Here is a 23,253-nt window from a genome sequence, read left to right as displayed (position 1 = left end):
AAGGCGCTGAGTTTGGCACATAAAGCATCACTCACGAAAGACTACTATAGCGGTGTCGGTGTCGCAGACAGTTGGTTATAATCGTGGGTCAGGCCTGTTTTAGCGTGATACTGCGTTTCTTGACACTCATTTGGAACTACCAAACTTCGTGTCTCATGCCTTGCCTCCCACTAAAGCAAGCTCCGGCCCGGCCGTGAACGAAACCTCAGCAGACCTTTGTTGGTACAGCTGGACCTGAAAGGAACGAGCATGTTCGAAAACTTAACAGATCGCCTCTCGCAGTCACTGCGTAATGTCACTGGCAAAGCCAAGATGACCGAGGAAAATATTCAGGACACCCTGCGTGAAGTGCGCATGGCGTTGCTCGAGGCCGACGTTGCCTTGCCTGTGGTCAAGGACTTCGTTAACCGGGTCAAAGACCGCGCGGTTGGCACTGAAGTCTCGAAAAGCCTGACGCCGGGTCAGGCCTTTGTAAAAATCGTGCGCGCCGAGCTTGAAGAGCTGATGGGCGCGGCCAACGAAGATTTGGCCTTGAATGTAACGCCACCTGCCGTGGTGCTGATGGCGGGTTTGCAGGGTGCGGGTAAAACCACCACTGTCGGTAAGCTGGCTAAGTTTCTTAAAGAACGCAAAAAGAAAAGCGTGTTGGTGGTGTCTGCTGACGTTTATCGCCCGGCGGCGATTAAACAGTTGGAAACCCTGGCCAATGATATTGGCGTAACCTTCTTTCCGTCGGACATTAGCCAAAAGCCTGTGGCTATTGCCCAGGCCGCTATCAGTGAAGCCAAGCTCAAATACATTGATGTGGTGCTGGTCGATACCGCCGGTCGTTTAGCCATTGATGCTGAAATGATGGCTGAGATCCAGGCGCTGCATGCTGCGGTCAAACCTGCTGAAACCCTGTTCGTGGTAGACGCCATGACTGGTCAGGATGCGGCCAACACCGCTAAGGCCTTCGCTGACGCCTTGCCATTGACCGGTGTGGTCTTGACCAAGGTTGATGGTGATGCCCGTGGAGGTGCGGCCCTGTCCGTACGCCATATCACTGGCAAACCGATCAAATTCATCGGTATGGGCGAGAAGAGCGACGCGCTGGAACCCTTCCATCCAGACCGTATTGCTTCACGCATCCTCGGTATGGGCGATGTGCTCAGCCTGATCGAGCAAGCCGAACAAACCCTTGATCGTGACAAGGCAGAGAAGCTCACCAAAAAGCTGAAGAAGGGCAAGGGCTTCGACCTTGAAGACTTCCGTGATCAGTTGTTGCAGATGAAAAGCATGGGCGGTCTTGGCGGCCTCATGGATAAGCTGCCGCAAATGGGTGGCATGAATCCGGCGCAGATGGGCAATGCTCAAGGCGCAGCGGAAAAACAGTTCAAACAAATGGAAGCCATCATTAATTCGATGACTCCAGCGGAGCGTCGTGACCCTGAAGTGATCAGTGGTTCGCGTAAGCGCCGTATCGCCATGGGTTCTGGAACCCAGGTTCAAGACATCGGCCGGCTGATCAAACAGCACAAGCAGATGCAGAAAATGATGAAGAAATTCTCCGCCAAGGGCGGCATGGCGAAAATGATGCGCGGTATGGGTGGAATGCTGCCAGGTGGCGGTGGGATGCCCAAGATGTAATTCAGTGTCTCGATTTAGGCCTGCAGCCCCCTAAACTGGGCTGTTCAGGTGTTTGGTCGAGATGATTTGAATGGCTTGGCAGGCATGCTGGGTCGGCACCTCGACCGGCGGGGGCAAAAAGTTATTTGCAAAAACCCGGATTATCCTTAGAATATGCGGCCTTTCGGGCCTAGTGCCCGATGCTTGCATTATCAGTTTTGCAGCACCGACTACAGGAACGAAGTTTAATGGTAACCATCCGTCTAGCCCGTGGCGGCTCTAAAAAGCGCCCATTTTACCACCTCACCGTGACCAACAGCCGCAATGCGCGCGATGGTCGTTTCGTTGAGCGTGTAGGTTTCTTCAACCCAGTTGCATCGGGTAACGAAATCAAGCTGTCCGTAAACGAAGAACGCGTTACTTACTGGCTGAGCCAGGGTGCGCAGCCGTCTGAGCGTGTTGCTCAGCTGCTGAAGGAAAATGCTAAGGCTGCAGCCTAAGTATTTATGAGCACAACGCCAGCTCCCGCCGAAGACTTGGTCGTCCTTGGCAAGATCGTATCGGTGCATGGCGTGAAAGGCGATGTGAAGGTGTATTCCTTTACGGACCCAATCGATAACGTGCTCGATTATCCACGTTGGACGCTTAGGCGTGACAACGAGGTTAAGCAGGTTGAAGTGGCCAGTGGGCGCTTGCAAGGCAAGGTCCTGGTAGCGAAGTTGAAAGGTCTCGACGATCGCGAAGTTGCGCGTACTTACGCCGGCTTTGAGATTTGCGTGCCTCGCAGCCAGTTACCGGAACTAACCGATGGCGAGTTCTACTGGTATCAGTTGCAAGGTCTTAAGGTGATTGATCAGGCAGGGCAGTTGCTCGGCAAGATTGACCATCTGTTTGAGACCGGAGCCAACGATGTGATGGTGGTCAAAGCCTGCGCCGACAGCCTTGATGATCGCGAACGCCTGTTGCCCTATACAGAGCAATGCGTGTTGTCGATTGATTTGAGTGCTGGCGAAATGCGGGTCGACTGGGATGCGGACTTTTAAGCGCTATGCCTAGCTTGCGCGTTGAAGTCATTACGTTGTTCCCGGAAATGTTTGCTGCCATCAGTGAATATGGCATTACCAGCCGTGCGGTGAAACAAGAGCTGTTGCAGCTAACTTGTTGGAATCCGCGGAGCTACACCACTGATCGTCACCACACTGTGGATGATCGACCTTTTGGTGGAGGTCCTGGCATGGTGATGAAGATCAAGCCGCTTGAGGATGCTTTGCTCGATGCCAAGCACGCCGCAGGTGAAAAAGCGAAGGTGATTTACCTTTCGCCGCAAGGTCGCCCGCTGACTCAGTCAGCAGTACGCGAACTGGCAAACGTTGAGGTATTAATCCTCATCGCAGGTCGCTACGAAGGCATCGACGAGCGCTTTATTGAAGCGCATGTAGATGAAGAATGGTCGATTGGGGATTACGTCCTGTCTGGCGGTGAGCTGCCAGCCATGGTTCTGATCGATGCGGTAACGCGCCTTCTGCCTGGTGCATTAGGTCATGCAAGTTCGGCCGAGGAAGACTCCTTTACGGATGGCTTACTTGACTGCCCGCACTACACCCGCCCGGAGGTGTATGCGGATAAATGTGTTCCTGAGGTGCTGCTTAGCGGTAACCACGAACACATCCGGCGCTGGCGTTTGCAGCAGTCCCTTGGTAGGACGCACGAACGACGCGCTGATCTTCTGGATAGCCGCTCGCTTTCTGGGGAAGAGAAGAAGCTGCTGGAGGAATACATCCGCCAGCGGGACGATAGTTAATGTATCGATGACAAGCCAGATTGCTTGTCTTAGGAGCGCAGCATGACCAACAAAATCATTCAGCAGATCGAAGCTGAGCAGATGAGCAAAGAAGTCCCTTCTTTTGCACCGGGCGACACCATTGTCGTTCAGGTAAAAGTTAAGGAAGGCGACCGTCAGCGTCTGCAGGCTTTCGAAGGCGTCGTAATCGCCAAGCGTAACCGTGGTCTGAACAGTGCTTTCACTGTTCGTAAGATCTCCAACGGTGTAGGCGTTGAGCGTACTTTCCAGACCTACAGCCCGCTGGTTGACAGCCTGGCCGTTAAGCGTCGTGGTGACGTTCGTAAAGCTAAGCTTTACTACCTCCGTGACCTGTCTGGTAAAGCAGCACGCATCAAAGAAAAACTGTCGTAAGACGTTTTTCTTTGAAAAAAGGCAGCCTTCGGGCTGCCTTTTTCGTTTTAGGTGGTGACGAGGTTTTTTCTCCCACCCTTTTGATGGTCAATATTCGCGCTAGGGGTTTTGTCAGGGTGGACAGATGTCGCGTTGTCTTGCCTGGCACCTATGCTTAACCATATGAATATTCACTCTGCACCTAACCACAGGCCGTATCTGATGACCGCTCGTGAGCAAGAAATTCAGCGCCGCACCGAACTGTCGACTACCCGCGTCGCCAAAGCGGTGTTCCCGCCGACCACCAATCATCACAACACCCTGTTTGGCGGCACCGCGTTGGCCTGGATGGACGAAGTGTCGTTTATTGCCGCCACCCGCTTTTGCCGCCTTTCACTGGTGACTGTGTCTACGGACCGTATCGACTTTAACCATGCGATTCCCGCAGGTTCGATCGTCGAGCTGGTTGGCCGGGTGATCAAAGTTGGCAATACCAGCCTCAAGGTTGAGGTCGAAGTGTTCGTTGAGAATATGTACCAGGATGGTGTCGAGCGGGCGATTAGCGGTGTGTTCAGCTTCGTGGCCATTGACGAAGACAAGCGACCCATCCCGGTCTTGCCGGACTTCCCGCAAGACGCCTAAGCGATATTCGGATATGAAAAAGGCGCCAGGATGGGCGCCTTTTCAATCTATTTCGCGGTGCTAGGTCGCGCTGTTAATAGCGCTTTCAAGCTCATCCTTGTCGATTACATCTGTTCGGGCTGCCGCCTCGGCAGGTGTTTTCTCATCAATCAATGACACCAGCGTCCAGTCCGCTTCCGGCACAAAGTCCAGAGGCTGGGTCGCCACGTGGATCCAGCCTTTTGGATCTCTTGCCATCAGTAGTAAAGCGCTCTCACCGTGCAAGTCTTGATACTCCTGCCAGCCGAATGCCGCTTTCAATGTGGTGGTGCGGATTTCAGCGCCTTTGCTCAGGCGGCTGGCAAACTGCGGAAAGCTGATCGACTCACTGCCCAGGCAGCGTCCGCGTACACCATCACTGCTGCGGTGTTTGTCTGAGCGTCGGCTGTCGCTGCCAGAGGGCAGGGTAAAGCGGTTCTTTGCAGCAAAATCATGGCGAAAATGCATGCAGGCCAGCGCATTAAGCTCGCTGGACGGTGACAATGCTATCAAGTGGCCCAGGCCGACAAGGTCGAGATTGGCTTCAGCGTGTTGTGAGGTTGGGTTGCCGAAGTAGGTGGGTAAGTTGGCCATGCGCGCGGCACGGGTGTTTTCCCAGCTTGAGTCGGTCAGTAAGACGCGATTGCCAAGGCTTTGCAGGGCTTTACCCATGGCGCGGCCCACCGGGTTAGCGCCAATGATCAGGAAGCCGCTGGGCGCGGGCTCGGCGACTTTAAGCAGTTGCGCTAAAGGGCGTGCCGTTGCGCTTTGCAGTACCACGGTGCCGATAATCACCAGAAAGGTCAGGGGTACAAGCAGTACGGCTTGTTCATCACCGGCTTCTTGCAGACGCAGGGCGAAGATCGCTGAAACTGCGGCGGCGACGATGCCGCGTGGAGCGATCCAGGCCAATAGGCTGCGTTCGCGCCAGTTTAAGTTCGAGCCCAGGGTACAAGCGAATACGCTCAGTGGGCGGGCAACAAATTGAATAACTGCCAGCAATACCAAGGTCACCGGCCCCAAAGCAATCAGTGCCTTCAGGTCCAAGCGGGCGGCGAGCAGGATAAACAGCCCGGAAATAAGCAGGACGCTCAGGTTTTCCTTGAAGTGGAGGATTTGCCGCACATCCACGCCGCGCATGTTGGCCAGCCACATGCCCATGACGGTAACGGCTAGCAAACCAGATTCGTGCATCAGTTGATTGGAAGTAATGAAGATACCCAGCACCGCCGCCAGGGAGGCGAGATTGTGCAGGTATTCAGGCAGCCAGTGGCGTTTGAGCACTTGGCCAAATAGCCAGCCACCGATGACGCCGAGTAACGCGCCCGTGCCAATCACCGCGCCGAATGTAGAGAGACTGTGGCCCCATGGGCTGCCGTCCTTGACGCTGACGATAAAGCTGAACACCACAACTGCAAGCAAAGCCCCTATGGGATCAATGGCAATGCCTTCCCAGCGCAGGATATTAGCAATCGAGGCTTTCGGCCGTACCACGCGTAGCATCGGTACGATAACTGTTGGGCCAGTAACCAGGGTCAGGGTGCCGAACAGCAGTGCCAGTTCCCAGCTGAAGCCAAGTAGGTAGTGGGTGGTGCAGGCAATAACAGCCCAGGTAATCAGTGCGCCCCATGTCACCAGGCGATGAACCACGGTGCCGATCTCTTTCCATTCGGACATGTGCAGCGTCAGGCTGCCCTCAAACAGAATCAGCGCGACCGCCAGCGATACCAGTGGGAACAGCAAATCACCAAAGAGTGCTTCAGGGTCGAGAATTCCGCTGATTGGCCCTGCCAGCAAGCCGCTTAACAGTAAAAATAAAATGGCTGGTAAGCGCAGGCGCCAAGCCAGCCATTGGCTTGCCAGGGCAGCTGCACCTATGCCGCCAATGGCAAATAAAATTTGGGTTTCGTTCATCAAGACTCCTTGTCACTGGTACAGCATTACCGGCTGTGGAAAACTAAGGAATCTCTGAAAAATACTGCGCTCGATAGGCTCTCGTCGCTCGCTACTTTTTTCAGGAGATCCCTAAAGCGCCGCCACATTAAAGCAGTTACTTATGCCAACGCTAGAACATCCGCTGATTGACCGGTTCCTTGAAGCATTATGGTTCGAAAAAGGCCTTTCTGCGCACACGCGAGATGCCTATCGCAGTGATTTGGCTCATTTTAATAAATGGCTCGACTCTCGCGGCTTGACCTTGGAGGCCGCAGGGCGTGATGTGATTCTAGATCACCTGGCGTGGCGCCTGAATGAAGGTTACAAAGCCCGCTCCACTGCGCGGTTTTTATCGGGTTTGCGTGGCTTTTATCGGTACTTATTGCGTGAAAACTTGATCAGTCAGGACCCGACATTACAAGTCGATCTGCCGCAGCTCGGTCGCCCGTTGCCCAAGTCCTTGTCCGAAGCCGATGTCGAGGCGCTGCTGGCTGCGCCTGAACTGGATGATCCAATAGGTTTACGCGACCGCGCCATGCTGGAGGTGTTGTATGCCTGCGGTTTACGGGTGACTGAGTTGATCAGCCTGACCTGGGAGCAGGTTAATCTGCGACAAGGGGTGCTGCGGGTCTTTGGCAAGGGCAGCAAGGAACGGCTGGTACCGCTGGGCGAGGAGGCGATTGTCTGGATCGAACGCTACAGCAAAGAGGCACGGCCGTTTTTGCTCGATGGCAAGCCCAGTGACGTGGTGTTTCCCAGTTCGCGTGGTGAGCAAATGACCCGGCAGACCTTTTGGCACCGCATCAAACATCAAGCCAAGGTTGCGGGGATCAGCAAATCATTGTCGCCCCATACCCTTAGGCATGCCTTTGCCACGCACCTGCTCAACCATGGGGCTGACCTGCGTGTGGTGCAAATGCTGCTGGGCCATAGCGATCTATCAACCACACAAATTTACACGCACATCGCCCGTGCTCGTCTGCAAGAGCTGCACGCGGTTCACCATCCGCGCGGATAAGGCTGTTTGGCGCCGCCCAGCAGGGCTGAATTATGATAGTCTCCAGCCTCCGAATTCGCGCTGCTCTGTAGGAGAACACATGCGCTTAACCCGAATTATTGCGACCGCTGCGCTGGCACTGTTAAGCAGCATGGCGTTTGCCGACGAAGCCGAACAAGCCATTCGTAAAACACTGGACACCTTGCAAATCGATGTTCCAGTTGAAAGTGTTACAGCCAGCCCGCTCAAAGGCCTGTATGAAGTTAAGCTCGAAGGCGGCCGGATTATCTATGCCAGTGCCGACGGCCAGTTTGTCATGCAGGGTTATTTGTTCCAGATGCAAAACGGCGCACCGGTCAACTTGACTGAAAAAGCTGAAAGCCAGGGCATTGCTAAGGTGATCAACGGCATTCCTCAAGCAGAAATGGTGGTCTATCCAGCTGTCGGCAAGGCCAAGACCCACATCACCGTGTTTACCGATACCACCTGCCCGTATTGCCACAAGTTGCATGGCGAAGTGGCGGATCTGAACAAACAAGGTATCGAGGTGCGCTATGTTGCGTTCCCACGTCAGGGCCTGGGCTCTGCCGGTGACAAGCAGCTACAGGCGGTGTGGTGCTCTAAAGACCGCCGCGAGGCCATGGATAAAATGGTTGAAGGCGACAATATTTCGGCTGCAGCTTGCGCCAACCCGGTCTCCAAGCAGTTTGCTTTGGGGCAAACCATCGGTGTGCGTGGCACGCCAGCAGTGGTGCTTGCCAATGGTCAGTTGATCCCAGGTTATCAGCCTGCCGCTCAACTCGGTCCTCAGGCACTCGCCGCCCAGTAATTACGGGCTGCGCAGATTGACTATTACCTAGCCGCTTCGTAATGTGCGGCTCTCTTTTTATGCGACCGACTTATGAGTCGGTCGTTTTGTGCAGTACAGATGGGAGTTCAGTGTGAAACCGGTCAAAGTAGGCATTTGTGGTTTAGGTACTGTCGGTGGCGGTACATTCAACGTGCTCAAGCGTAACGCCGAAGAAATCGCGCGACGTGCAGGGCGTGGTATTGAAGTGGCGCAGATTGCGCAGCGTTCAGCTAATCCGCAATGCGATACAACCGGCACGGCAATTACCAACGATGTCTTCGAGTTGGTCAGCAACCCTGAAATTGAAGTGGTTGTTGAGCTCATTGGTGGCAGCACCATCGCCCGTGAAGTGGTGCTCAAAGCCATTGAAAACGGCAAGCACGTGGTCACCGCCAACAAAGCGCTGATTGCGGTGCATGGCAATGAGATTTTTGCCAAGGCCCGCGAGAAGGGCGTGATCGTTGCGTTTGAAGCGGCTGTTGCTGGCGGCATCCCCGTGATCAAGGCGATCCGTGAAGGCTTGGCGGCAAACCGTATCAACTGGCTGGCGGGTATCATCAACGGCACGGGCAACTTCATTCTCAGCGAAATGCGTGAGAAGGGCCGTGCTTTTGCCGATGTCTTGGCTGAAGCCCAAGCCTTAGGTTACGCCGAAGCCGATCCGACTTTCGACGTTGAAGGTATCGATGCGGCGCACAAGCTGACCATTCTGGCCTCGATTGCCTTTGGCATTCCGTTGCAGTTCGACAAAGCCTACACCGAAGGCATTACCAAGCTCACCACTGCAGACGTTAACTATGCAGACGCGCTCGGTTATCGCATCAAACATCTGGGCGTGGCGCGTCGCACTGAGGCGGGCATCGAATTGCGTGTGCACCCAACGCTGATCCCGTCCGATCGCTTGATTGCCAACGTCAATGGTGTGATGAATGCGGTGATGGTCAACGGCGATGCTGTGGGCTCGACGCTGTACTACGGTGCGGGTGCCGGTATGGAGCCAACTGCTTCGTCAGTGGTTGCCGATCTGGTTGATGTGGTGCGCGCCCTGACCACAGACCCAACCAATCACGTGCCGCACCTGGCCTTCCAACCTGACTCGCTGTCTGATCATCCGATCCTGCCGATCATGGCCAGTGAGAGCGCTTATTACCTGCGCATTCAGGCTAAAGACCGTCCGGGTGTACTGGCGCAAGTGGCGAGCATCTTGTCGGCGCGAGGCATTAATATCGAATCGATCATGCAGAAAGAGGCCGAAGAGCATGACGGTCTGGTGCCAATGATTCTGGTCACCCACCGTGTGGTTGAGTCGCAGATCGATGAAGCGATCACCGCGCTTGAAGCGCTGGATGATATTGCTGGAAGCGTTGTGCGTATCCGCGTCGAACAACTGGTCTAAGGGAAATCGTTATGCGTTATATCAGCACCCGTGGCCAGGCACCGGCCCTGAATTTTGAAGATGTACTGCTGGCAGGTCTGGCCAGCGATGGCGGTCTCTATGTGCCGGAGAATCTGCCGCGTTTTACCCAGGAAGAAATCGCTTCTTGGGCTGGCCTGCCATACCACGAGCTGGCTTTCCGGGTGATGCGTCCATTCGTGACGGGCAGTATTCCGGATGCCGACTTCAAGAAGATCCTTGAAGAAACCTATGGTGTATTTGCCCACAACGCTGTCGCACCGCTGCGTCAGCTCAATGGCAATGAGTGGGTGTTGGAGTTGTTCCACGGCCCAACCTTGGCATTCAAAGACTTCGCTTTGCAATTGCTCGGTCGCCTGCTTGATTACGTGCTGGAAAAGCGCGGTGAGCGCGTCGTCATCATGGGCGCAACCTCAGGTGACACGGGTTCTGCTGCAATTGAAGGCTGCCGTCGTTGCGAAAACGTCGATATCTTTATTCTGCACCCCCACAATCGGGTTTCAGAGGTTCAGCGTCGGCAGATGACCACCATCGCCGGCGACAACATCCATAATATCGCTGTCGAAGGGAACTTCGATGACTGCCAAGAGATGATCAAGGACAGCTTTGCTGACCAGAGCTTTCTCAAAGGCACGCGTTTGGTCGCGGTCAACTCGATCAACTGGGCGCGGATCATGGCGCAGATCGTTTACTACTTCCACGCATCCCTGCAACTTGGCGGGCCAGCGCGTTCGGTGGCGTTTTCGGTACCAACGGGTAACTTTGGCGATATCTTCGCCGGTTACCTGGCGCGCAACATGGGGCTGCCGATCAGCCAGCTGATTGTCGCCACCAACCGCAATGACATCCTGCACCGCTTTATGAGCGGTAATCAGTACGTTAAAGAAACCCTGCACCCAACGCTGTCGCCATCGATGGATATCATGGTGTCCTCGAACTTCGAGCGCCTGTTGTTTGATATGCACGGTCGTAACGGTGCAGCCATTGCTGAGTTGATGGCTAACTTCAAGAAGGGTGGCGGCTTCAGCGTTGAGCAAGATCGCTGGACCGAAACCCGCAAGTTGTTTGATTCGCTGGCGGTGGATGATGCCGCGACCTGCGAAACCATTGCTGAGGTTTACAAGGAGTGTGGTGAGTTGCTTGATCCGCACACCGCTATTGGCGTTAAAGCCGCACGTGAGTGTCGTCGTAGCCTGAGCGTGCCCATGGTGATTCTCGGCACTGCGCACCCGGTTAAATTCCCGGAAGCGGTTGAGAAGGCCAATGTTGGTCAGGCTCCGGCATTACCGCCACACTTGGTTGATCTGTTTGAGCGCGAGGAGCGCTGCACAGTGCTTGCCAATGACCTAAAAGCAGTTCAGAGCTTTGTTACCGCTCATGGTAATCGGGGTAAGTCGCTGTAAGCGATTTGCACTTTAGCCTTTAAAGAAGGTCGGAAACCCCAGGGGTTCCGGCCTTTTTTGTGGCCGCTATTTACATTTGATCCCAATTTTTTATCAACTGCACCGGCGATACTTGCTAGGGTAGAGGAGATCGCATCGAAAGCCGTCGCCTGGGGCGTTTTCGTGTACTGCCCGTATGGGCCGAACTGGAAGGGGGCTGCCATGTCGCTGCGTAACGCTGTCCAGCTAATCTGTTATCCCAATCGTTTGGGTAATGACCTCGCTGATCTCTACACCGTTATCGATCGTTATTTAGGCGATGCCATTGGTGGCGTGCATATTCTGCCGCTGTATCCATCCAATGCCGACAGTGGTTTCTCACCGCTGACCCACGCTGAAGTCGACCCTGCGTTTGGCACCTGGGCTGACATCGAGCGCATCACCGCGCGCTATGACTTGTGTTTGGATCTGACCATCAATCACATTTCCGATGAGTCCGTGGAATTCAAGGACTTCCTCGAAAAGGGTGCAGCCTCCGCCTATGCCGACCTGTTTGTGCAGGTTGACCGCTTGGGTCCCATTAGCGCGGAAGATCTGGCGCTGATCCACATCCGCAAAGAGAAAGAACCCTTTCGCGAGGTGCAGTTCGCCAACGGTGAGCGTGGCCGCGTCTGGTGTACCTTCACTGAGCAACAGATTGATTTGGATTACACCGCCGCCCACACCTATCAGTTGATGGAGGGCTACATTGCTTTTCTTGCAGCCCGTGGCGTGAAGTTGTTCCGCCTCGATGCGTTCGGCTACACCACCAAGCGCATTGGCAGCAGCTGTTTTCTGGTGGAGCCTGAGGTCTACCGGATACTTGAATGGTTCCGCGACACCACCCAGAAATACGGCGCCGAAACCCTGCCGGAAGTACATGATCACACCAGCTATCAATACGCCATTTCTCGACGTGGCATGCGGCCATATGCCTTTGCGCTACCGCCGTTAATGCTGCATTGCCTGCTTGAGGGCAGTAGTCGTTACCTGAAAAACTGGTTGCGCATGTGTCCGCGTAACCAAGTGACGGTACTGGATACCCACGATGGGATCTGTATTCCTGATGTTGAGGGCGTGCTGCCCGAAGATCAGATCAAGGCGTTGGTCGCCAATGTTTCCGAGCGCAGTGCCGACCCAATCATGCGTCGTTCAGCGGTGAATGTGCACAGTGTCGGCGCAATTTATCAATTGACCTGCACCTTTTATGAAGCGCTGCAGTGTGATGACGATGCCTACATCGTGGCCCGCGCCATTCAGTTCTTCACACCAGGCATCCCGCAGGTTTATTACGTCGGCCTGCTGGCAGGGGCAAATGACTATGACTTGCTGGAAAGTGGTGGTGAGGCGCGCGATATCAATCGTCACTATTACAGCTTTGACGAGATCGATCAGCAAGTGCAGCGGCCAGTGGTACAGCGTCTGCTCGAACTGATGCGGTTTCGCAGCAACTATCCGGCTTTCGAGGGGCGCTTTGAGCTCAACTCATCTATCGATAGTCGAGTGTTGATGGGCTGGCGTCACGGCGAGTTTTATTGCCGGCTGGACATCGACTTGATCGCCAAGACGGCAGTCATCAACTACCGTGATGTCGAGGGGTGTTGCGAGATGGAGATGCAGTGCTAGAAACAACAAGGGCTCATTAGGTGAGCCCTTGTTGTTTGAGGTCGAAGCGCAAAAGGGCTTAGGTCAGCATCGACACAATGACGAATGTGCCGCCAATTGCGACGCCGGAAATACCCAACCAGATGATCAAGTAACCCATGATGTCTCGGGCTGACAGCCCGGCAACGCCGAGAAGTGGCAGCGCCCAGAAAGGCTGAATCTGGTTGGTCCAGCCGTCACCCCAAGTAAAGGCCATGATGGTTTGCGCAGGATCTGCGCCCAGTGCGTAGGCAGCGTTCATCATGATCGGGCCTTGGATCGCCCACTGGCCGCCACCGGACGGAATAAAGAAGTTAACGATGCCGGCGCAAAGGAAGGTCAGCAGCGGGAAGGTTTCTGGTGTGGCAATGTGAATGATTGCCTCAGAGAACTCCGTTACCAGTCCAGAGCCAGTCATCATCCCGGCAATACCGGCGTAAAGCGGGAATTGCACGATGATCCCGCTTCCCGCGGTGACCGCTTTGCTTGCCGCTTTCATATAGGACGCTGAGTTCTTGTGCAGAATCAGTCCCAGGGCAAGGAAGAACAGGATGACGGTATTGAGGTCTACGTTGAAGCCTTTGTCGAGCCCTTGTCCAATCAGATAGGCCGCCGCAACACAGCCCAGCAAGAACAGTGGCCAGCGACTGTTTTCAAGTCGATCTGAAGGCGCCATGTCTTTTTTGCTGATGGGCTCGTCTTCGTGAGTGTCCTCATCAGTTTCCTGCAAGCGGATGATGTTCTTCGGCTGCTTTTGCAGCAAAAAGAATCCAATGAGCAATACCAGCAACAAGAGGGTAAGGACGATATTCCAGGTCGCATAAAGCGTTTGTGAGACTGGAACAATGCCAATAGCATCTTCCATAAAATGGCCCGGTGTCGCGATGACCAGCGGGATCGAAGACGATGGGCCGCGCACCAGTTCACCGCCATAAGCCGCTGCCACAATCAGTGGGAAGTGAATCGCCACTCGCTTGCCCATTTCCCGCGCCAGGATGGCACCCGCCACCATGCCAAAGCCCCAGTTGAGGTAGTAGCAAACGAAGCTGACGATGATCGTCAAAACCAATGCTTGTTTCGGTGTACTGGCATGCTTGGTAAAGCCGGTCAGCATTGCCTGAACAGCAGGGCTTAACGCGAGCACATAACCGGTCAGCAACACCAAGACCATTTGCATGCCGAAATTAAACAGTTTGGAAAAACCATCACCCCAATAACCAGCCATGGCCATAGGTGACTGGCCAGTGATGCCGACGCCCATCAATAGCACGATAAACGTCAGCAATACGGCCAATAGGAAGGCGCTAGGCAGATAGCGCTGCACCATTTTTACCGAGAAATTCGTTATAGCTTCCATTGCAATCCTGTTGTTCTTGTTGAGAGGAAATTAATAACTCACAGGGTTCAGCTTTCCATGCTGAGCATCGGTGGCGGGCAGCGTTGGTACCATTGCGTGGCTTGCTCGTAAGCATGTGCCAATTGCAACACCGCCATATCTGCTTGATGCTTGCCGATAATCTGTATGCCCATAGGCAGGCCTTGCTCATTGAAGCCAACAGGTACGCTCGCCACCGGACAGCCTGAGAGGGTGCCGGGAATCACCACTTCCATCCAGCGATGATAGGTATCCATGGCTACGCCTTCGATTTCTTTTGGCCAGTCGAGGGTCTTGTCGAACGGGAACACCTGCGCGCTGGGCAGCAACAGATAGTCGTACTTCTCGAACAGCTTGCTGATCGCCCGGAACCAATCGGTGCGCGCAGCAGAGGCGCGATAAACATCCATCGCCGAAAGGGCCAGGCCGCCTTCAACTTCCCAGCAGGCTTCGGGTTTCAACTGCGCACGTTGTTGCGGGTCGGCATAGCGATTGCCGAGCGAGCCGGCTACCAACCAGTGGCGAAGGGTACACCAGGTTTTCCAGAGGTTCTCTGGGGCATAGTCGGTGTGAGCATCTTCAACATGGCAACCCAGGGTTTCGAAGTCGCCCAGTGCTCGCTTGCACAAGTCCATCACACCGCGTTGCATCGGCAGGTAGCCATTAAAGTCGCCCAGCCAGCCGAGCTTTGCGCCTTTGAGATCGCACTCAAGCGAGCCTGCGAACTGCGCACCCGATTCGCTGATTGATAGGGGCGAACGCGGATCGCTGCCAGCCTGCGTCGAGAGCAACATGGCAACGTCGCGCACGCTGCGCCCCATCGGACCTTCGTAGCCAAGCTGATCAATAAATAAGTCAGCGCTGTCGTCGAACGGCACCCGACCCTGCGATGGGCGAAAACCAATGATATTGTTGAATGCAGCAGGGTTGCGCAACGAGCCCATCATGTCGCTGCCGTCGGCCACCGGCACCAGTTGCAAGGCCAGTGCTGCACCTGCGCCGCCACTACTGCCTCCCGCCGTGCGGCTAGGGTCATAAGCGCAGCCAGTTACACCGAAAACATTGTTATAGCTGTGTGAGCCGAGGCCAAATTCAGGGGTGTTGGTCTTGCCAATAATGATGGCACCCGCCCCACGAATACGCTCAACCATAATGCCGTCGGCCTGAGGAATGAAGTCGCGCAGCAATGGTGAACCCGCGGTTGTACGAATGCCCTTGGTCAGTGACAAATCTTTGATCGCATGGGGTAGGCCATGCATCCAGCCGTGGTACTCACCGCGAGACAACTCGGCATCACGTTCATCCGCCTGGGCCAGCAAAGTCTCCTGCGGCTGTAGGCTGACAATGGCATTTACCGTTGGATTGAAACGTTCGATATGCGCGAGATAGTCACTCATAACTTCGCGGCAGGATACTTGGCGCAAACGAATACGCTCCGCCAATTCATGGGCCTGAAGTTGGACGAGTTCGCTGATGTTGTTATTTGTGCTCATGACCATTCGCCTTAGAAATCTGGTTTTGAAAGGATGTTCTGTAGGGCTCACCCTTGATTAAGACTGCCTGCTTGCAGCGCCCAGCTTGTCTTGAGCACGCGAAGGACTTTGGTTTGGGTGCCCGCTTTTAATGCTTGAGTCGAGTTTCCCCAGATTGCGGTTGAGTGAAAAGCTCAATTTGTTTACTGTTGCTGTTAATAAAAGTAATAGCAAAACGAAGGGTCGTTATGACTTCAACACGTCTGCCTCCGCTAAATGCTGTGCGTGCTTTTGAGGCGGCGGGGCGTTTAGGCAGTTATGTTGCAGCCTCGAAGTCACTGCACGTAACTCAACCCGCTATTGGTCGCCATGTGCGCCTACTGGAAGACTGGCTCGGCGTGAAATTGCTTGAGCGAACCTCGCGCGGGGTCAGCCTGACCCCGGCAGGGCAGCGTTATTTCGACAAGGTGTCCATTGCTCTGCAGCAGATTGCCGAAGCCAGCCTTGAGCTGACGCCAGGTGGTTCAGCGCGCTGGCTGAAAATTCTCGTCGTACCAGCCTTTGCCAAGCGCTGGCTGATGCCTCATTTAGAGGTATTGCGTCAGGAGCGCCCGGGGTTGAAGGTGGCGATTGAGCCAAATCCTACTTTCACAGAGGTTGATGCCAATGTGGCCAGCCTGGGTATCGTCTATGGCATGCCCGGGGATTACTCTCAGAGCCAGGGCATGCTGCTCCACCCGCAAGTGTTCCCCGTATGCTCGCCCGACTATTTAAACGCTCACGGACCGTTGCTGGGGATTGAAGAGTTGGTGCAGCACGAGTTGATTCATGTTGACGAAGGTGGCTGGTGGAACGCCTGGCTCGCCGCTAACAATCAGGAACTTCGTGTGAGTTCGGAAGTACGTTATGTGAGTAACGACCATGCGCTCTCTATGGCCGAGGCGGGCGCCGGTATCGCTTTGGCTAATGACGTGCTGGTGCGCAGGGAACTGGAGTCAGGCCTTTTGGTGCGGGCACTGCCCAATCAGGTGCGGCTGGACAGTTACCAACTGTTGGTACCGCCAGGACCGCGAAGTGCTGATATGCAGTGGTTCGAAGGATGGCTGAAGTCTATCTTGGTCAGAGAGTTTCCTGATGCCATTCCAAGTGCTACTGGCTAGGCGTTGCGAGCCTGGCCGCGACAAAGGTTTATCAACTCTTGTCGCGGCTACATAAACACCGCTAACTAGCCATTGAGCATGGCCACCAAGGCCGGCACCGTGAGTACAGCGGTGTAAAAACCCATAAACTGCACGCCGATATTGAAGCCCAAAAAACGCGATAGGAACCCGCCCAGAAGCCCTATGGTGACGATCACCAAAAGCCCTAGCAGACCGCCTTCCCAAATGCCGATGACCAGAATTAGCCCGACAAAGGTCGCGATCACGGCTTCGTGGCTGATTTTGCGTGATACATAAGAGGCTGCTTTGTGGGCGTAATTCATGGTGAATGGGTAAGCAATCAGGATTGCGATCACCACAGCCAGCATGCCATAGCCGAGGAACTCCCACGTACTAAGCAGGGTGTGCAGGTTTTCCACCTGGCCGCTGGCGCTGTCGACAGTGAAGCGCGGTGGCGCATTAAACAATGGCGCGGCAGGGCCCGCCGCCACTGGGCTCAGTGGCAAGCCGAAGGCGATCAATGGAATCAGTGCTTCGGCTATATAGGTGGCCTCGGTAACCCCGTTTCTAGCCGTGATGACCGTGGTCAACCGGTGATAAACGTGTTTGACCCGTGAACCCACCACTTCACCCAGAATGACTGTCATTGCCACTGGGCTGAAGACAAAGGTAGCGCTGGAAATGGTTGCCGTCGCGGCGGTCCACCAGCTTTGTTTCTTGTCCAAAACCTTGAGTGGATTTGGAAAGAAGCCACCCCAGCTTTTGACATCAGGTGAGAGGGAGAAGGTGCGGACTTCATCGCGGCGCATTTTTTCCCGCTCAGCAGGTGCAAGCATCGAAAACAGCGCTGCGATCAGTGGGCCAATGGCGATGCCGAGAAAGTAGCTGACACTTAGCTTGACGCCGTACTGGGCAGTAAGGGTCTGTAGGCCAACGATGATCATGACGAACGGGATTAGGGTCAGCACTGCCGCAAGGCGTCCTTTCGAAAACCAGGCAATGCCAATCGCCGCAGCTAAAAATACCCAAGGTGCGGCGTGTTTGATGATGTCGCCAAATGGTGTCAGTAACACCGCAAAAAGCACAGCCATGGGCACAGCTAGTAACGCTGCAATAACAGCGCCTGAAATCATTTTGCGCAGGGCAATGTGCGGCACGCCCAAGTTGCGTAAAAAGTTGGCTTCGCGCATAAGCGGTGTTGCCATGGTGTCGCCAGGGATACCCAGTAAAGCTGTGGGTACCGCATGGGTCATATGCTTGGCCACGGCACCGGCAAGAAAGAACGTGAGTACACCGGGCGCAGGGACGCCTAGTAAGACAACGAGCAACGTAAGCGGGGCGAGGGTCGTGGTTTCGTCACTGCCGGAGATAAGGCCTATGCCCGCAAAAATGATAGCGCCTAGAGCGCCCATGCCCAGTGCAATCATGATCTGGTCTAATAAGGGCATTAGTGCGCCGCTCCGTTGCTGGTCACGGCGCAGTCTGGCGTGCGCGCTGGTAAGTGGGCCGCAGTGTCGTCGGTCGCGTGCATTTTTTCATGCTCGGCAAATAGGTCGAAAAGGTCGAGCTCGTGCAGTTCAGCAACCGTTTCTGCTGGTAAGTCGGACATGCGGCCAAGGTCACCGAACTCATTTTGCAGTTCTTTAAGAACCTCGGCTCGCCAAGCTGGATCCGCCTGATGTTCGACGACATGCCGCTTGGGCTTGAACAACGTCGCACTGATAGCTCCGCCCACCAGGCAGCCAACAATGCCGATCAACATGGCGTAGGCGCGAGCCATTTGCGGCGAGTCTACCCAGTTGACCAATAAGGCCTGGGCAATGAAGAACGCACTCAAGCTCACGATTGCGCCAATGCCGATGGCATAAACCAAGTGACGACCGTTTACGGTGTCACCCCATACTTCGTACAGTTCAGGCTTCAAGGAAATTCTCCTATGCCCTTGCGGGCTCTTATTGTTATTAATCAGCAGTTGCGATTTAGCTTAGGGAGCGGTTACTCCGTTTGGCGAGCAACGCGCGGGCGACGCTGGAAGTGACCTTGCGGTCTAGTTCGGCGTTGATAAACACGCCGATATCAATCAGTGCATCAATGTTTACACCATGCTTGATGCTCAGGCCGTTGAGCAGATAGACCACCTCTTCGGTGGCAACATTGCCAGTGGCCCCTGGTGAGTAGGGGCAGCCACCCAACCCGGCAACCGAGCTGTCGAACACCCGAACACCTGCCTCGATAGCCGCATAGATATTGGCGATGGCCATCCCGTAGGTGTCATGAAAGTGGCCTGCCAGCGCGCTAAGTGGAAGGTGTTGGTTGCAGGCCAAAATCAATGCCTTGGTCGCTGCCGGTGTACCGGTGCCAATGGTGTCGCCCAAACTGATCTCGTAGCAGCCCATCTGGTATAGGGATGCGCTAATGGCTGCTACGTCCTCAGGTTTTACCTCACCCGTGAACGGGCAACCCATGACGCAGGAGATATAACCGCGCACTTTAACGCCAGCTTCACGTGCACGAGTCATAACCGCATGTACCCGGTTCAGGCTCTCGGCGATCGAGCAGTTGGTGTTTTTTTGCGAGAATGCCTCAGAGGCTGCGACGAAAACGGCAACCTCTCGGCAACCCGCAGCCAGAGCGGCTTCCAAGCCTTGGAGATTGGGCACCAGTGCAGTCCAGGTGACGCCTGGACGCGCTGGTAACTGCTTGAGTACCTGGTCGGAGCCGGCCATTTGTGGCACCCAACGGGGTGACACAAAAGCACCGGCTTCCAAGGTCTGCAAACCGGCATCAGCCAATCGAGTCAAGAGCTGCACCCGGGTTTCGGGCGACAGGGCACGTTGCTCGTTCTGTAAGCCGTCACGCGCACCAACCTCAACCAGGCGAATGAAGTTATCGTCGGCCATTGCCATTACTGCGCTCGTTTTTGCTTTAACAACTCGCTGGCATTATCGGCGCGAACATCCCGCGCCTCGACCATCTGCTTGACCAGCCAGCTTACTTCGTCGCCACGAGCACCGGCCGAGAGTGCGATGTTACGCGCATGCAGTGCCATATGGCCGCGTTGAATGCCTTCGGTGGAGAGTGCGCGCAATGCCCCAAGATTTTGTGCCAAGCCCACTGCAACAGCGATTTCGGCGAGTTCCTGGGCTGTCTTGACTCCCAGAATTTTGAGCGATAACTGCGCCAGCGGGTGAGTCTTGGTTGCACCCCCTACCAAGCCAACCGGCATTGGCATTTCCAGTGTGCCGACCAGGTGACCCTTGGCATCCTTCTCCCATGTAGTTAATGAGCCGTAATGGCCATCGCGGCAGGCATAGGCGTGAGCGCCTGCCTCAACAGCCCGCCAGTCATTGCCTGTGGCAACAATTAACGGGTCAATGCCATTCATGATGCCTTTGTTATGCGTGGCGGCGCGGTATGGGTCAACTGTGGCGAAATTGTAGGCGTCGAGAATGCCTTCGATGACGTCTTCACCTTTGTACTCAGCCGTCGTCATGTGTTCTGGTGCGATCCGGATTTGTGCACGCGCCAGACGCAGGTCGGCAAGGTTAGACAGAATACGCAGGCGGACTTTACCGCCAGTGATTTCCTCCATCAGCGGGGCAACAGCCTCGGCCATGGTATTAACGGTATTGGCGCCCATGGCATCACGCACATCGACGATCAAGTGGGCGACCAACATGGGGCCACGTGGGCTTTGCGGGAAGGTATGCACTTCGATGTCCCGGCAGCCACCGCCCAAGCTATTGAGCAATTGATCTTTGCGATTGGCCAGCTCGATAATCTCGTCTTTGCGCCGCATCAGGCTCAGCCGGGCATTGAACGGATCTTCAATCTCAACGATTTGCACCTGCGCGCGCATTAACGGCAGGCTGCTTGAGGTCATAAAACCTCCCGCTTCGCGTGCAAGCTTTGCCATAAAGGATGCCGCAGCCACTACCGAGGGCTCCTCGACAACAAGTGGCACGATGATGTCTTTGCCATTGATTTGAAAGTTGCTAGCGAGTGCGTAGGGCAGTTCGAACTTGCCGACAACGTTCTCGATCATACCGTCGGCAATCTCAAGCGGCAGAGCGCCTGATTCGCTCAATAGGGCAATGTCGTCGTTTGGCAGTTTGAGTAATTCTTGCAGGTGGCCGAGGCGCTCGGCCGGGCTCATGTTGCGAAATTTTGGAAGGCGCGAATCAATGCTCATGGGTAATCCTGATGCAGTTATTATTTTCGAATGAATTCACCATAATTCGGACTGTAACCATAAAAAAGGTACAGTAAGGACAAACAGTGCCTGGCTGTACGCTTGGTATTTAATTTGTGCAGGAACCTCCACTATGTTGCGTCTGACTTTGGCCCAGAAGCTCGCAGGCACACTGGCTGAGCAGATAACCAACGGCACCTATCGTGAAGGTGACCGTTTACCCTCATTGCGCGAGAGCGTCAGTCTGTTTGGTTACTCGAAAAATACGGTCATTAACGCCTACGAGTTGCTGGCCTCTCAGGGCTTGATCGAAGCGCGTCATGGGCAGGGCTTTTTCGTCAAGCAAGCGCCCATTAACACGGAGCCGGAAGAAGCACAGCCCTACGCGCGGGCCATGGATACCATCTGGTTGATGCGTCAGCAGTTTGTGCGTGAGCCGAGTCAGTCGCCACTCGGGGAGGGTTTCCCGCCGGTTGAGTGGCTTATGGATATGCGTCTGGACAAGTTCACCCGGCAAATCATGCGCACCGGGGTGACAACCCTGTTCCGCTACGGCAACCGTTTGGGCAATGCGGGATTGCGCCAGCATCTCGCGCAGAAATTGGCGAGCTATTCGATTGCTGTTAAACCGCGCCAGATCGTGACCACCCATGGCGCTAATCACGCACTGGATTTGATCATCCGTCGGTTTATTAGCGCTGGGGACAGCGTGCTGGTCGAGGACCCGGGTTATTACCCTTTGTTTGGCAAGTTGCAATTGCAAGGTGCACGGATGTTGTCCGTACCGCGTTTGCCCGATGGGCCGGATATTGACGTGCTGGAACGCATTCTGCGGGTTGAGAAGCCTAAGTTGTTCTTTCTTCAGTCAGTGGGGCACAACCCGACGGGCTCGGATATCTCACCGAGCAAGGCGCATCGTCTGGTCACCTTGGCCGAGGAGCATAACTTCATACTGGTCGACGACGATGCCCTCGCTGATTTCAAACCGGCTTCGGCAATTAAAGTCTCCGCATTGGATCAACTTAAAAACTCGCTGTATGTCGGCAGTTTCTCCAAATCAATCTCCGCCGCGCTACGGGTTGGGTTTATCGCCGGGAGCAAAGAGGTGATAGACGAGTTGGGGGATTTGAAGATGTTGCTGCACACCAGTTCGTCTGAGTTTAGTGAGCGTATCGTCGATGTGATTTTGGCTGAGGGCCACTTCCTAAGGCACTTGATCCGTCTGCAAGAGCGCCTTAAAGCTGCGACTGAGGCAGGCCTGCAAATGCTGGATGAAATAGGTGCCGAAGTGTTCTTTCGCCCTGAGCAGAGTCTTTATCTGTGGGCAAGAATGGGTCATGTCGATGATGCCCGTGAGTTGACCCGTCAATTGCTACCAAAAGGGTTCATGATCGCGCCGGGCCATATATTTTCACCGCAGCAGTCACGGATTAACCCTTGGACCCGGTTAAACGTGGCGTATCTGAATGATCCACTGCTCAAGGCTGTTCTCAAGCGCCCCTAAAACCTGTGATCAACCCGCCTAAATTCGCTGTTTGTTGCATGCCTGCTGGTCCAGTTTTCCGACATAAGGATTGCTCCAGCCCATTACACAGCCAAGTTGTTGGTTGCGTTGACGCTCCCAGTTTTTGACCGGATAGGTGCGGTTCCAGACTTGGTAAATTTGGCGGTTCTTCTTTGATAAGCGCAGCTTGTAGCGGTCGCTCATATATAGGTAGGTGCGGGCGATCATGCCGCGAATTGATTTGCGCGGCATTGCAACCCGGGCTTTGAAATCCACCACCATCTGGCAAGCACCATATTGGCTCGGCGGTTGTGGTAGCCAGCCATAGCGAAAGTTGCTGCGGTCACCGTTCACTTCGCCTATGCCCGGGACGAGGTTAAACAGGTCAGCCTCGGCGCGCTGGTAGACTTTGTCGGTCTTTGTGCAGTTTTTGCGCCCGCCATTTTGCCAGCATTGGCGCTGGTGGCCGATCTCCCAGGCCGGGACTATATGCTCCCACTCAATGCGTGAGGCGCGGTTACGATTTTTCCGTGGGATGTAACCGCAACTCTTAAGGTCGACACGCTTACCGCTGAACTTGCAGCCGCAGTAAAACTCGGTTGATTGAGCGGCGTAGAGCTTCCAGCCTATTTTTTTCGCCTCGCTAAAGGTGCGCGGCGGGTTAGCCCAAATACTGCTGCATACCAGCAGGCAGGCAAGGCTGAGAATAAAGCGAACAAACATTCAACGGCGTCCAAAAGCGTCGCATCATAGCAACCGCTGAGTATTTTCCAAGGGCGGATAAGTATTTGTATCTAATAACAAATTAGCTTATCCGCTTGAACCGCTGTCCCTCCGTCCATCATCCC

At 54.8% G+C, this 23,253-nt stretch carries 21 protein-coding genes; 13 read left to right on the top strand and 8 right to left on the bottom strand.

Annotation, left to right across the window (positions count from 1 at the left end; all coding sequences use genetic code 11):
• The first annotated feature begins 249 nt into the window (after positions 1 to 249).
• The 6 genes from ffh to ACIGCM_RS13630 all read left to right on the top strand — a co-directional run bounded on the left by ffh (position 250) and on the right by ACIGCM_RS13630 (position 4,423).
• Positions 250 to 1,629 (top strand): signal recognition particle protein, encoded by a 1,380-nt coding sequence (gene ffh / locus ACIGCM_RS13655; RefSeq protein WP_397502606.1) that lies wholly within the window; start codon positions 250 to 252, stop codon positions 1,627 to 1,629.
• 227 nt (positions 1,630 to 1,856) lie between these two features.
• Complete coding sequence (rpsP, locus tag ACIGCM_RS13650) at positions 1,857 to 2,108, top strand: 30S ribosomal protein S16 (protein ID WP_397502605.1); 252 nt, start codon at positions 1,857 to 1,859, stop codon at positions 2,106 to 2,108.
• A 6-nt stretch (positions 2,109 to 2,114) separates the two neighbouring features.
• Positions 2,115 to 2,651, top strand: a complete 537-nt coding sequence (rimM, locus tag ACIGCM_RS13645; RefSeq protein ID WP_397502604.1) for a ribosome maturation factor RimM — start codon at positions 2,115 to 2,117, stop codon at positions 2,649 to 2,651.
• A gap of 5 nt (positions 2,652 to 2,656) precedes the next feature.
• Positions 2,657 to 3,409 carry a tRNA (guanosine(37)-N1)-methyltransferase TrmD gene (gene trmD, locus ACIGCM_RS13640; RefSeq protein ID WP_397502603.1) on the top strand — a complete coding sequence of 251 codons (753 nt, stop codon included), beginning with the start codon at positions 2,657 to 2,659 and terminating at the stop codon, positions 3,407 to 3,409.
• Positions 3,410 to 3,451: 42 nt separating this feature from the next.
• Entirely contained in the window at positions 3,452 to 3,802 is a 351-nt protein-coding gene (rplS, locus tag ACIGCM_RS13635) for a 50S ribosomal protein L19 (RefSeq protein WP_397502602.1), read from the top strand.
• 201 nt (positions 3,803 to 4,003) lie between these two features.
• Complete coding sequence (locus ACIGCM_RS13630; RefSeq protein ID WP_397502601.1) at positions 4,004 to 4,423, top strand: acyl-CoA thioesterase; 420 nt, start codon at positions 4,004 to 4,006, stop codon at positions 4,421 to 4,423.
• A 60-nt stretch (positions 4,424 to 4,483) separates the two neighbouring features.
• Here the strand turns inward: ACIGCM_RS13630 and ACIGCM_RS13625 are convergent, their stop codons facing one another.
• Entirely contained in the window at positions 4,484 to 6,355 is a 1,872-nt protein-coding gene (locus ACIGCM_RS13625) for a cation:proton antiporter (RefSeq protein WP_397502600.1), read from the bottom strand.
• 142 nt (positions 6,356 to 6,497) lie between these two features.
• On the opposite strand from ACIGCM_RS13625, the gene xerD reads away from it, so the two are divergent.
• The 5 genes from xerD (at position 6,498) to gtfA (ending at position 12,684) form a co-directional block, all read left to right on the top strand.
• Positions 6,498 to 7,394, top strand: coding sequence for a site-specific tyrosine recombinase XerD (gene xerD / locus ACIGCM_RS13620; RefSeq protein WP_397502599.1), 897 nt, complete (start codon positions 6,498 to 6,500; stop codon positions 7,392 to 7,394).
• Positions 7,395 to 7,473: 79 nt separating this feature from the next.
• On the top strand, positions 7,474 to 8,202 hold the full coding sequence (gene dsbC, locus ACIGCM_RS13615) for a bifunctional protein-disulfide isomerase/oxidoreductase DsbC (protein ID WP_397502598.1): 729 nt from the start codon (positions 7,474 to 7,476) through the stop codon (positions 8,200 to 8,202).
• Between the two features lie 112 nt (positions 8,203 to 8,314).
• Complete coding sequence (locus tag ACIGCM_RS13610) at positions 8,315 to 9,619, top strand: homoserine dehydrogenase (RefSeq protein WP_397502597.1); 1,305 nt, start codon at positions 8,315 to 8,317, stop codon at positions 9,617 to 9,619.
• Between the two features lie 11 nt (positions 9,620 to 9,630).
• On the top strand, positions 9,631 to 11,040 hold the full coding sequence (thrC, locus tag ACIGCM_RS13605) for a threonine synthase (protein ID WP_397502596.1): 1,410 nt from the start codon (positions 9,631 to 9,633) through the stop codon (positions 11,038 to 11,040).
• Between the two features lie 201 nt (positions 11,041 to 11,241).
• Positions 11,242 to 12,684, top strand: coding sequence for a sucrose phosphorylase (gene gtfA / locus ACIGCM_RS13600; protein ID WP_397502595.1), 1,443 nt, complete (start codon positions 11,242 to 11,244; stop codon positions 12,682 to 12,684).
• Between the two features lie 58 nt (positions 12,685 to 12,742).
• Here the strand turns inward: gtfA and ACIGCM_RS13595 are convergent, their stop codons facing one another.
• Together ACIGCM_RS13595 and ACIGCM_RS13590 are read right to left on the bottom strand one after the other, a co-directional pair.
• Complete coding sequence (locus ACIGCM_RS13595; RefSeq protein WP_397502594.1) at positions 12,743 to 14,059, bottom strand: short-chain fatty acid transporter; 1,317 nt, start codon at positions 14,057 to 14,059, stop codon at positions 12,743 to 12,745.
• A gap of 47 nt (positions 14,060 to 14,106) precedes the next feature.
• Positions 14,107 to 15,570 carry an amidase gene (locus ACIGCM_RS13590; protein ID WP_397502593.1) on the bottom strand — a complete coding sequence of 488 codons (1,464 nt, stop codon included), beginning with the start codon at positions 15,568 to 15,570 and terminating at the stop codon, positions 14,107 to 14,109.
• Between the two features lie 227 nt (positions 15,571 to 15,797).
• Between ACIGCM_RS13590 and ACIGCM_RS13585 the strand changes: the two genes are divergently transcribed.
• Positions 15,798 to 16,709: a LysR substrate-binding domain-containing protein gene (locus tag ACIGCM_RS13585; protein ID WP_397502592.1), complete on the top strand. Its 912-nt coding sequence runs from the start codon at positions 15,798 to 15,800 to the stop codon at positions 16,707 to 16,709.
• 65 nt (positions 16,710 to 16,774) lie between these two features.
• On the opposite strand, the gene ACIGCM_RS13580 is transcribed toward ACIGCM_RS13585, so the two are convergent.
• Genes ACIGCM_RS13580 through ACIGCM_RS13565 form a run of 4 tightly spaced genes read right to left on the bottom strand, consistent with a single transcriptional unit; the run spans position 16,775 to position 20,901 of the window.
• Entirely contained in the window at positions 16,775 to 18,157 is a 1,383-nt protein-coding gene (locus tag ACIGCM_RS13580; protein ID WP_397502591.1) for a tripartite tricarboxylate transporter permease, read from the bottom strand.
• On the bottom strand, positions 18,157 to 18,633 hold the full coding sequence (locus ACIGCM_RS13575) for a hypothetical protein (protein WP_397502590.1): 477 nt from the start codon (positions 18,631 to 18,633) through the stop codon (positions 18,157 to 18,159). The genes ACIGCM_RS13580 and ACIGCM_RS13575 overlap by 1 nt, the downstream gene beginning before the upstream one ends.
• 55 nt (positions 18,634 to 18,688) lie before the next feature.
• Positions 18,689 to 19,609 carry a hydroxymethylglutaryl-CoA lyase gene (locus ACIGCM_RS13570; protein WP_397502738.1) on the bottom strand — a complete coding sequence of 307 codons (921 nt, stop codon included), beginning with the start codon at positions 19,607 to 19,609 and terminating at the stop codon, positions 18,689 to 18,691.
• Between the two features lie 5 nt (positions 19,610 to 19,614).
• Positions 19,615 to 20,901 (bottom strand): hydroxymethylglutaryl-CoA reductase, degradative, encoded by a 1,287-nt coding sequence (locus ACIGCM_RS13565; protein WP_397502589.1) that lies wholly within the window; start codon positions 20,899 to 20,901, stop codon positions 19,615 to 19,617.
• A gap of 133 nt (positions 20,902 to 21,034) precedes the next feature.
• On the opposite strand from ACIGCM_RS13565, the gene ACIGCM_RS13560 reads away from it, so the two are divergent.
• Positions 21,035 to 22,405: a PLP-dependent aminotransferase family protein gene (locus ACIGCM_RS13560; protein WP_397502588.1), complete on the top strand. Its 1,371-nt coding sequence runs from the start codon at positions 21,035 to 21,037 to the stop codon at positions 22,403 to 22,405.
• Positions 22,406 to 22,423: 18 nt separating this feature from the next.
• Here ACIGCM_RS13560 and ACIGCM_RS13555 read toward each other — a convergent pair whose 3' ends face one another.
• Positions 22,424 to 23,128, bottom strand: coding sequence for an endonuclease (locus tag ACIGCM_RS13555; RefSeq protein WP_397502587.1), 705 nt, complete (start codon positions 23,126 to 23,128; stop codon positions 22,424 to 22,426).
• Positions 23,129 to 23,253 lie beyond the last annotated feature (125 nt).

The sequence above is a fragment of the Pseudomonas sp. NPDC078700 genome (genome assembly GCF_044542375.1).
Lineage (GTDB): Bacteria > Pseudomonadota > Gammaproteobacteria > Pseudomonadales > Pseudomonadaceae > Aquipseudomonas.
Note: the sequence above shows the minus strand (reverse complement) of the source record. Positions and strands in the feature narration are given on the sequence as shown.

Bases quoted from the DNA above. Each gene is read 5' to 3' on its own strand.
- trmD (WP_397502603.1), top strand. From the start codon at position 2,657: ATGCCTAGCTTGCGCGTTGAAGTCATTACGTTGTTCCCGGAAATGTTT.
- thrC (WP_397502596.1), top strand. From the start codon at position 9,631: ATGCGTTATATCAGCACCCGTGGCCAGGCACCGGCCCTGAATTTTGAA.
- ACIGCM_RS13585 (WP_397502592.1), top strand. From the start codon at position 15,798: ATGACTTCAACACGTCTGCCTCCGCTAAATGCTGTGCGTGCTTTTGAG.
- ACIGCM_RS13625 (WP_397502600.1), bottom strand. From the start codon at position 6,355: ATGAACGAAACCCAAATTTTATTTGCCATTGGCGGCATAGGTGCAGCT.
- rplS (WP_397502602.1), top strand. From the start codon at position 3,452: ATGACCAACAAAATCATTCAGCAGATCGAAGCTGAGCAGATGAGCAAA.
- ACIGCM_RS13590 (WP_397502593.1), bottom strand. From the start codon at position 15,570: ATGAGCACAAATAACAACATCAGCGAACTCGTCCAACTTCAGGCCCAT.
- ACIGCM_RS13565 (WP_397502589.1), bottom strand. From the start codon at position 20,901: ATGAGCATTGATTCGCGCCTTCCAAAATTTCGCAACATGAGCCCGGCC.
- ACIGCM_RS13630 (WP_397502601.1), top strand. From the start codon at position 4,004: ATGACCGCTCGTGAGCAAGAAATTCAGCGCCGCACCGAACTGTCGACT.
- ffh (WP_397502606.1), top strand. From the start codon at position 250: ATGTTCGAAAACTTAACAGATCGCCTCTCGCAGTCACTGCGTAATGTC.
- ACIGCM_RS13595 (WP_397502594.1), bottom strand. From the start codon at position 14,059: ATGGAAGCTATAACGAATTTCTCGGTAAAAATGGTGCAGCGCTATCTG.
- xerD (WP_397502599.1), top strand. From the start codon at position 6,498: ATGCCAACGCTAGAACATCCGCTGATTGACCGGTTCCTTGAAGCATTA.
- ACIGCM_RS13580 (WP_397502591.1), bottom strand. From the start codon at position 18,157: ATGCCCTTATTAGACCAGATCATGATTGCACTGGGCATGGGCGCTCTA.
- rimM (WP_397502604.1), top strand. From the start codon at position 2,115: ATGAGCACAACGCCAGCTCCCGCCGAAGACTTGGTCGTCCTTGGCAAG.
- ACIGCM_RS13555 (WP_397502587.1), bottom strand. From the start codon at position 23,128: ATGTTTGTTCGCTTTATTCTCAGCCTTGCCTGCCTGCTGGTATGCAGC.
- rpsP (WP_397502605.1), top strand. From the start codon at position 1,857: ATGGTAACCATCCGTCTAGCCCGTGGCGGCTCTAAAAAGCGCCCATTT.
- dsbC (WP_397502598.1), top strand. From the start codon at position 7,474: ATGCGCTTAACCCGAATTATTGCGACCGCTGCGCTGGCACTGTTAAGC.
- ACIGCM_RS13560 (WP_397502588.1), top strand. From the start codon at position 21,035: ATGTTGCGTCTGACTTTGGCCCAGAAGCTCGCAGGCACACTGGCTGAG.
- gtfA (WP_397502595.1), top strand. From the start codon at position 11,242: ATGTCGCTGCGTAACGCTGTCCAGCTAATCTGTTATCCCAATCGTTTG.
- ACIGCM_RS13570 (WP_397502738.1), bottom strand. From the start codon at position 19,609: ATGGCCGACGATAACTTCATTCGCCTGGTTGAGGTTGGTGCGCGTGAC.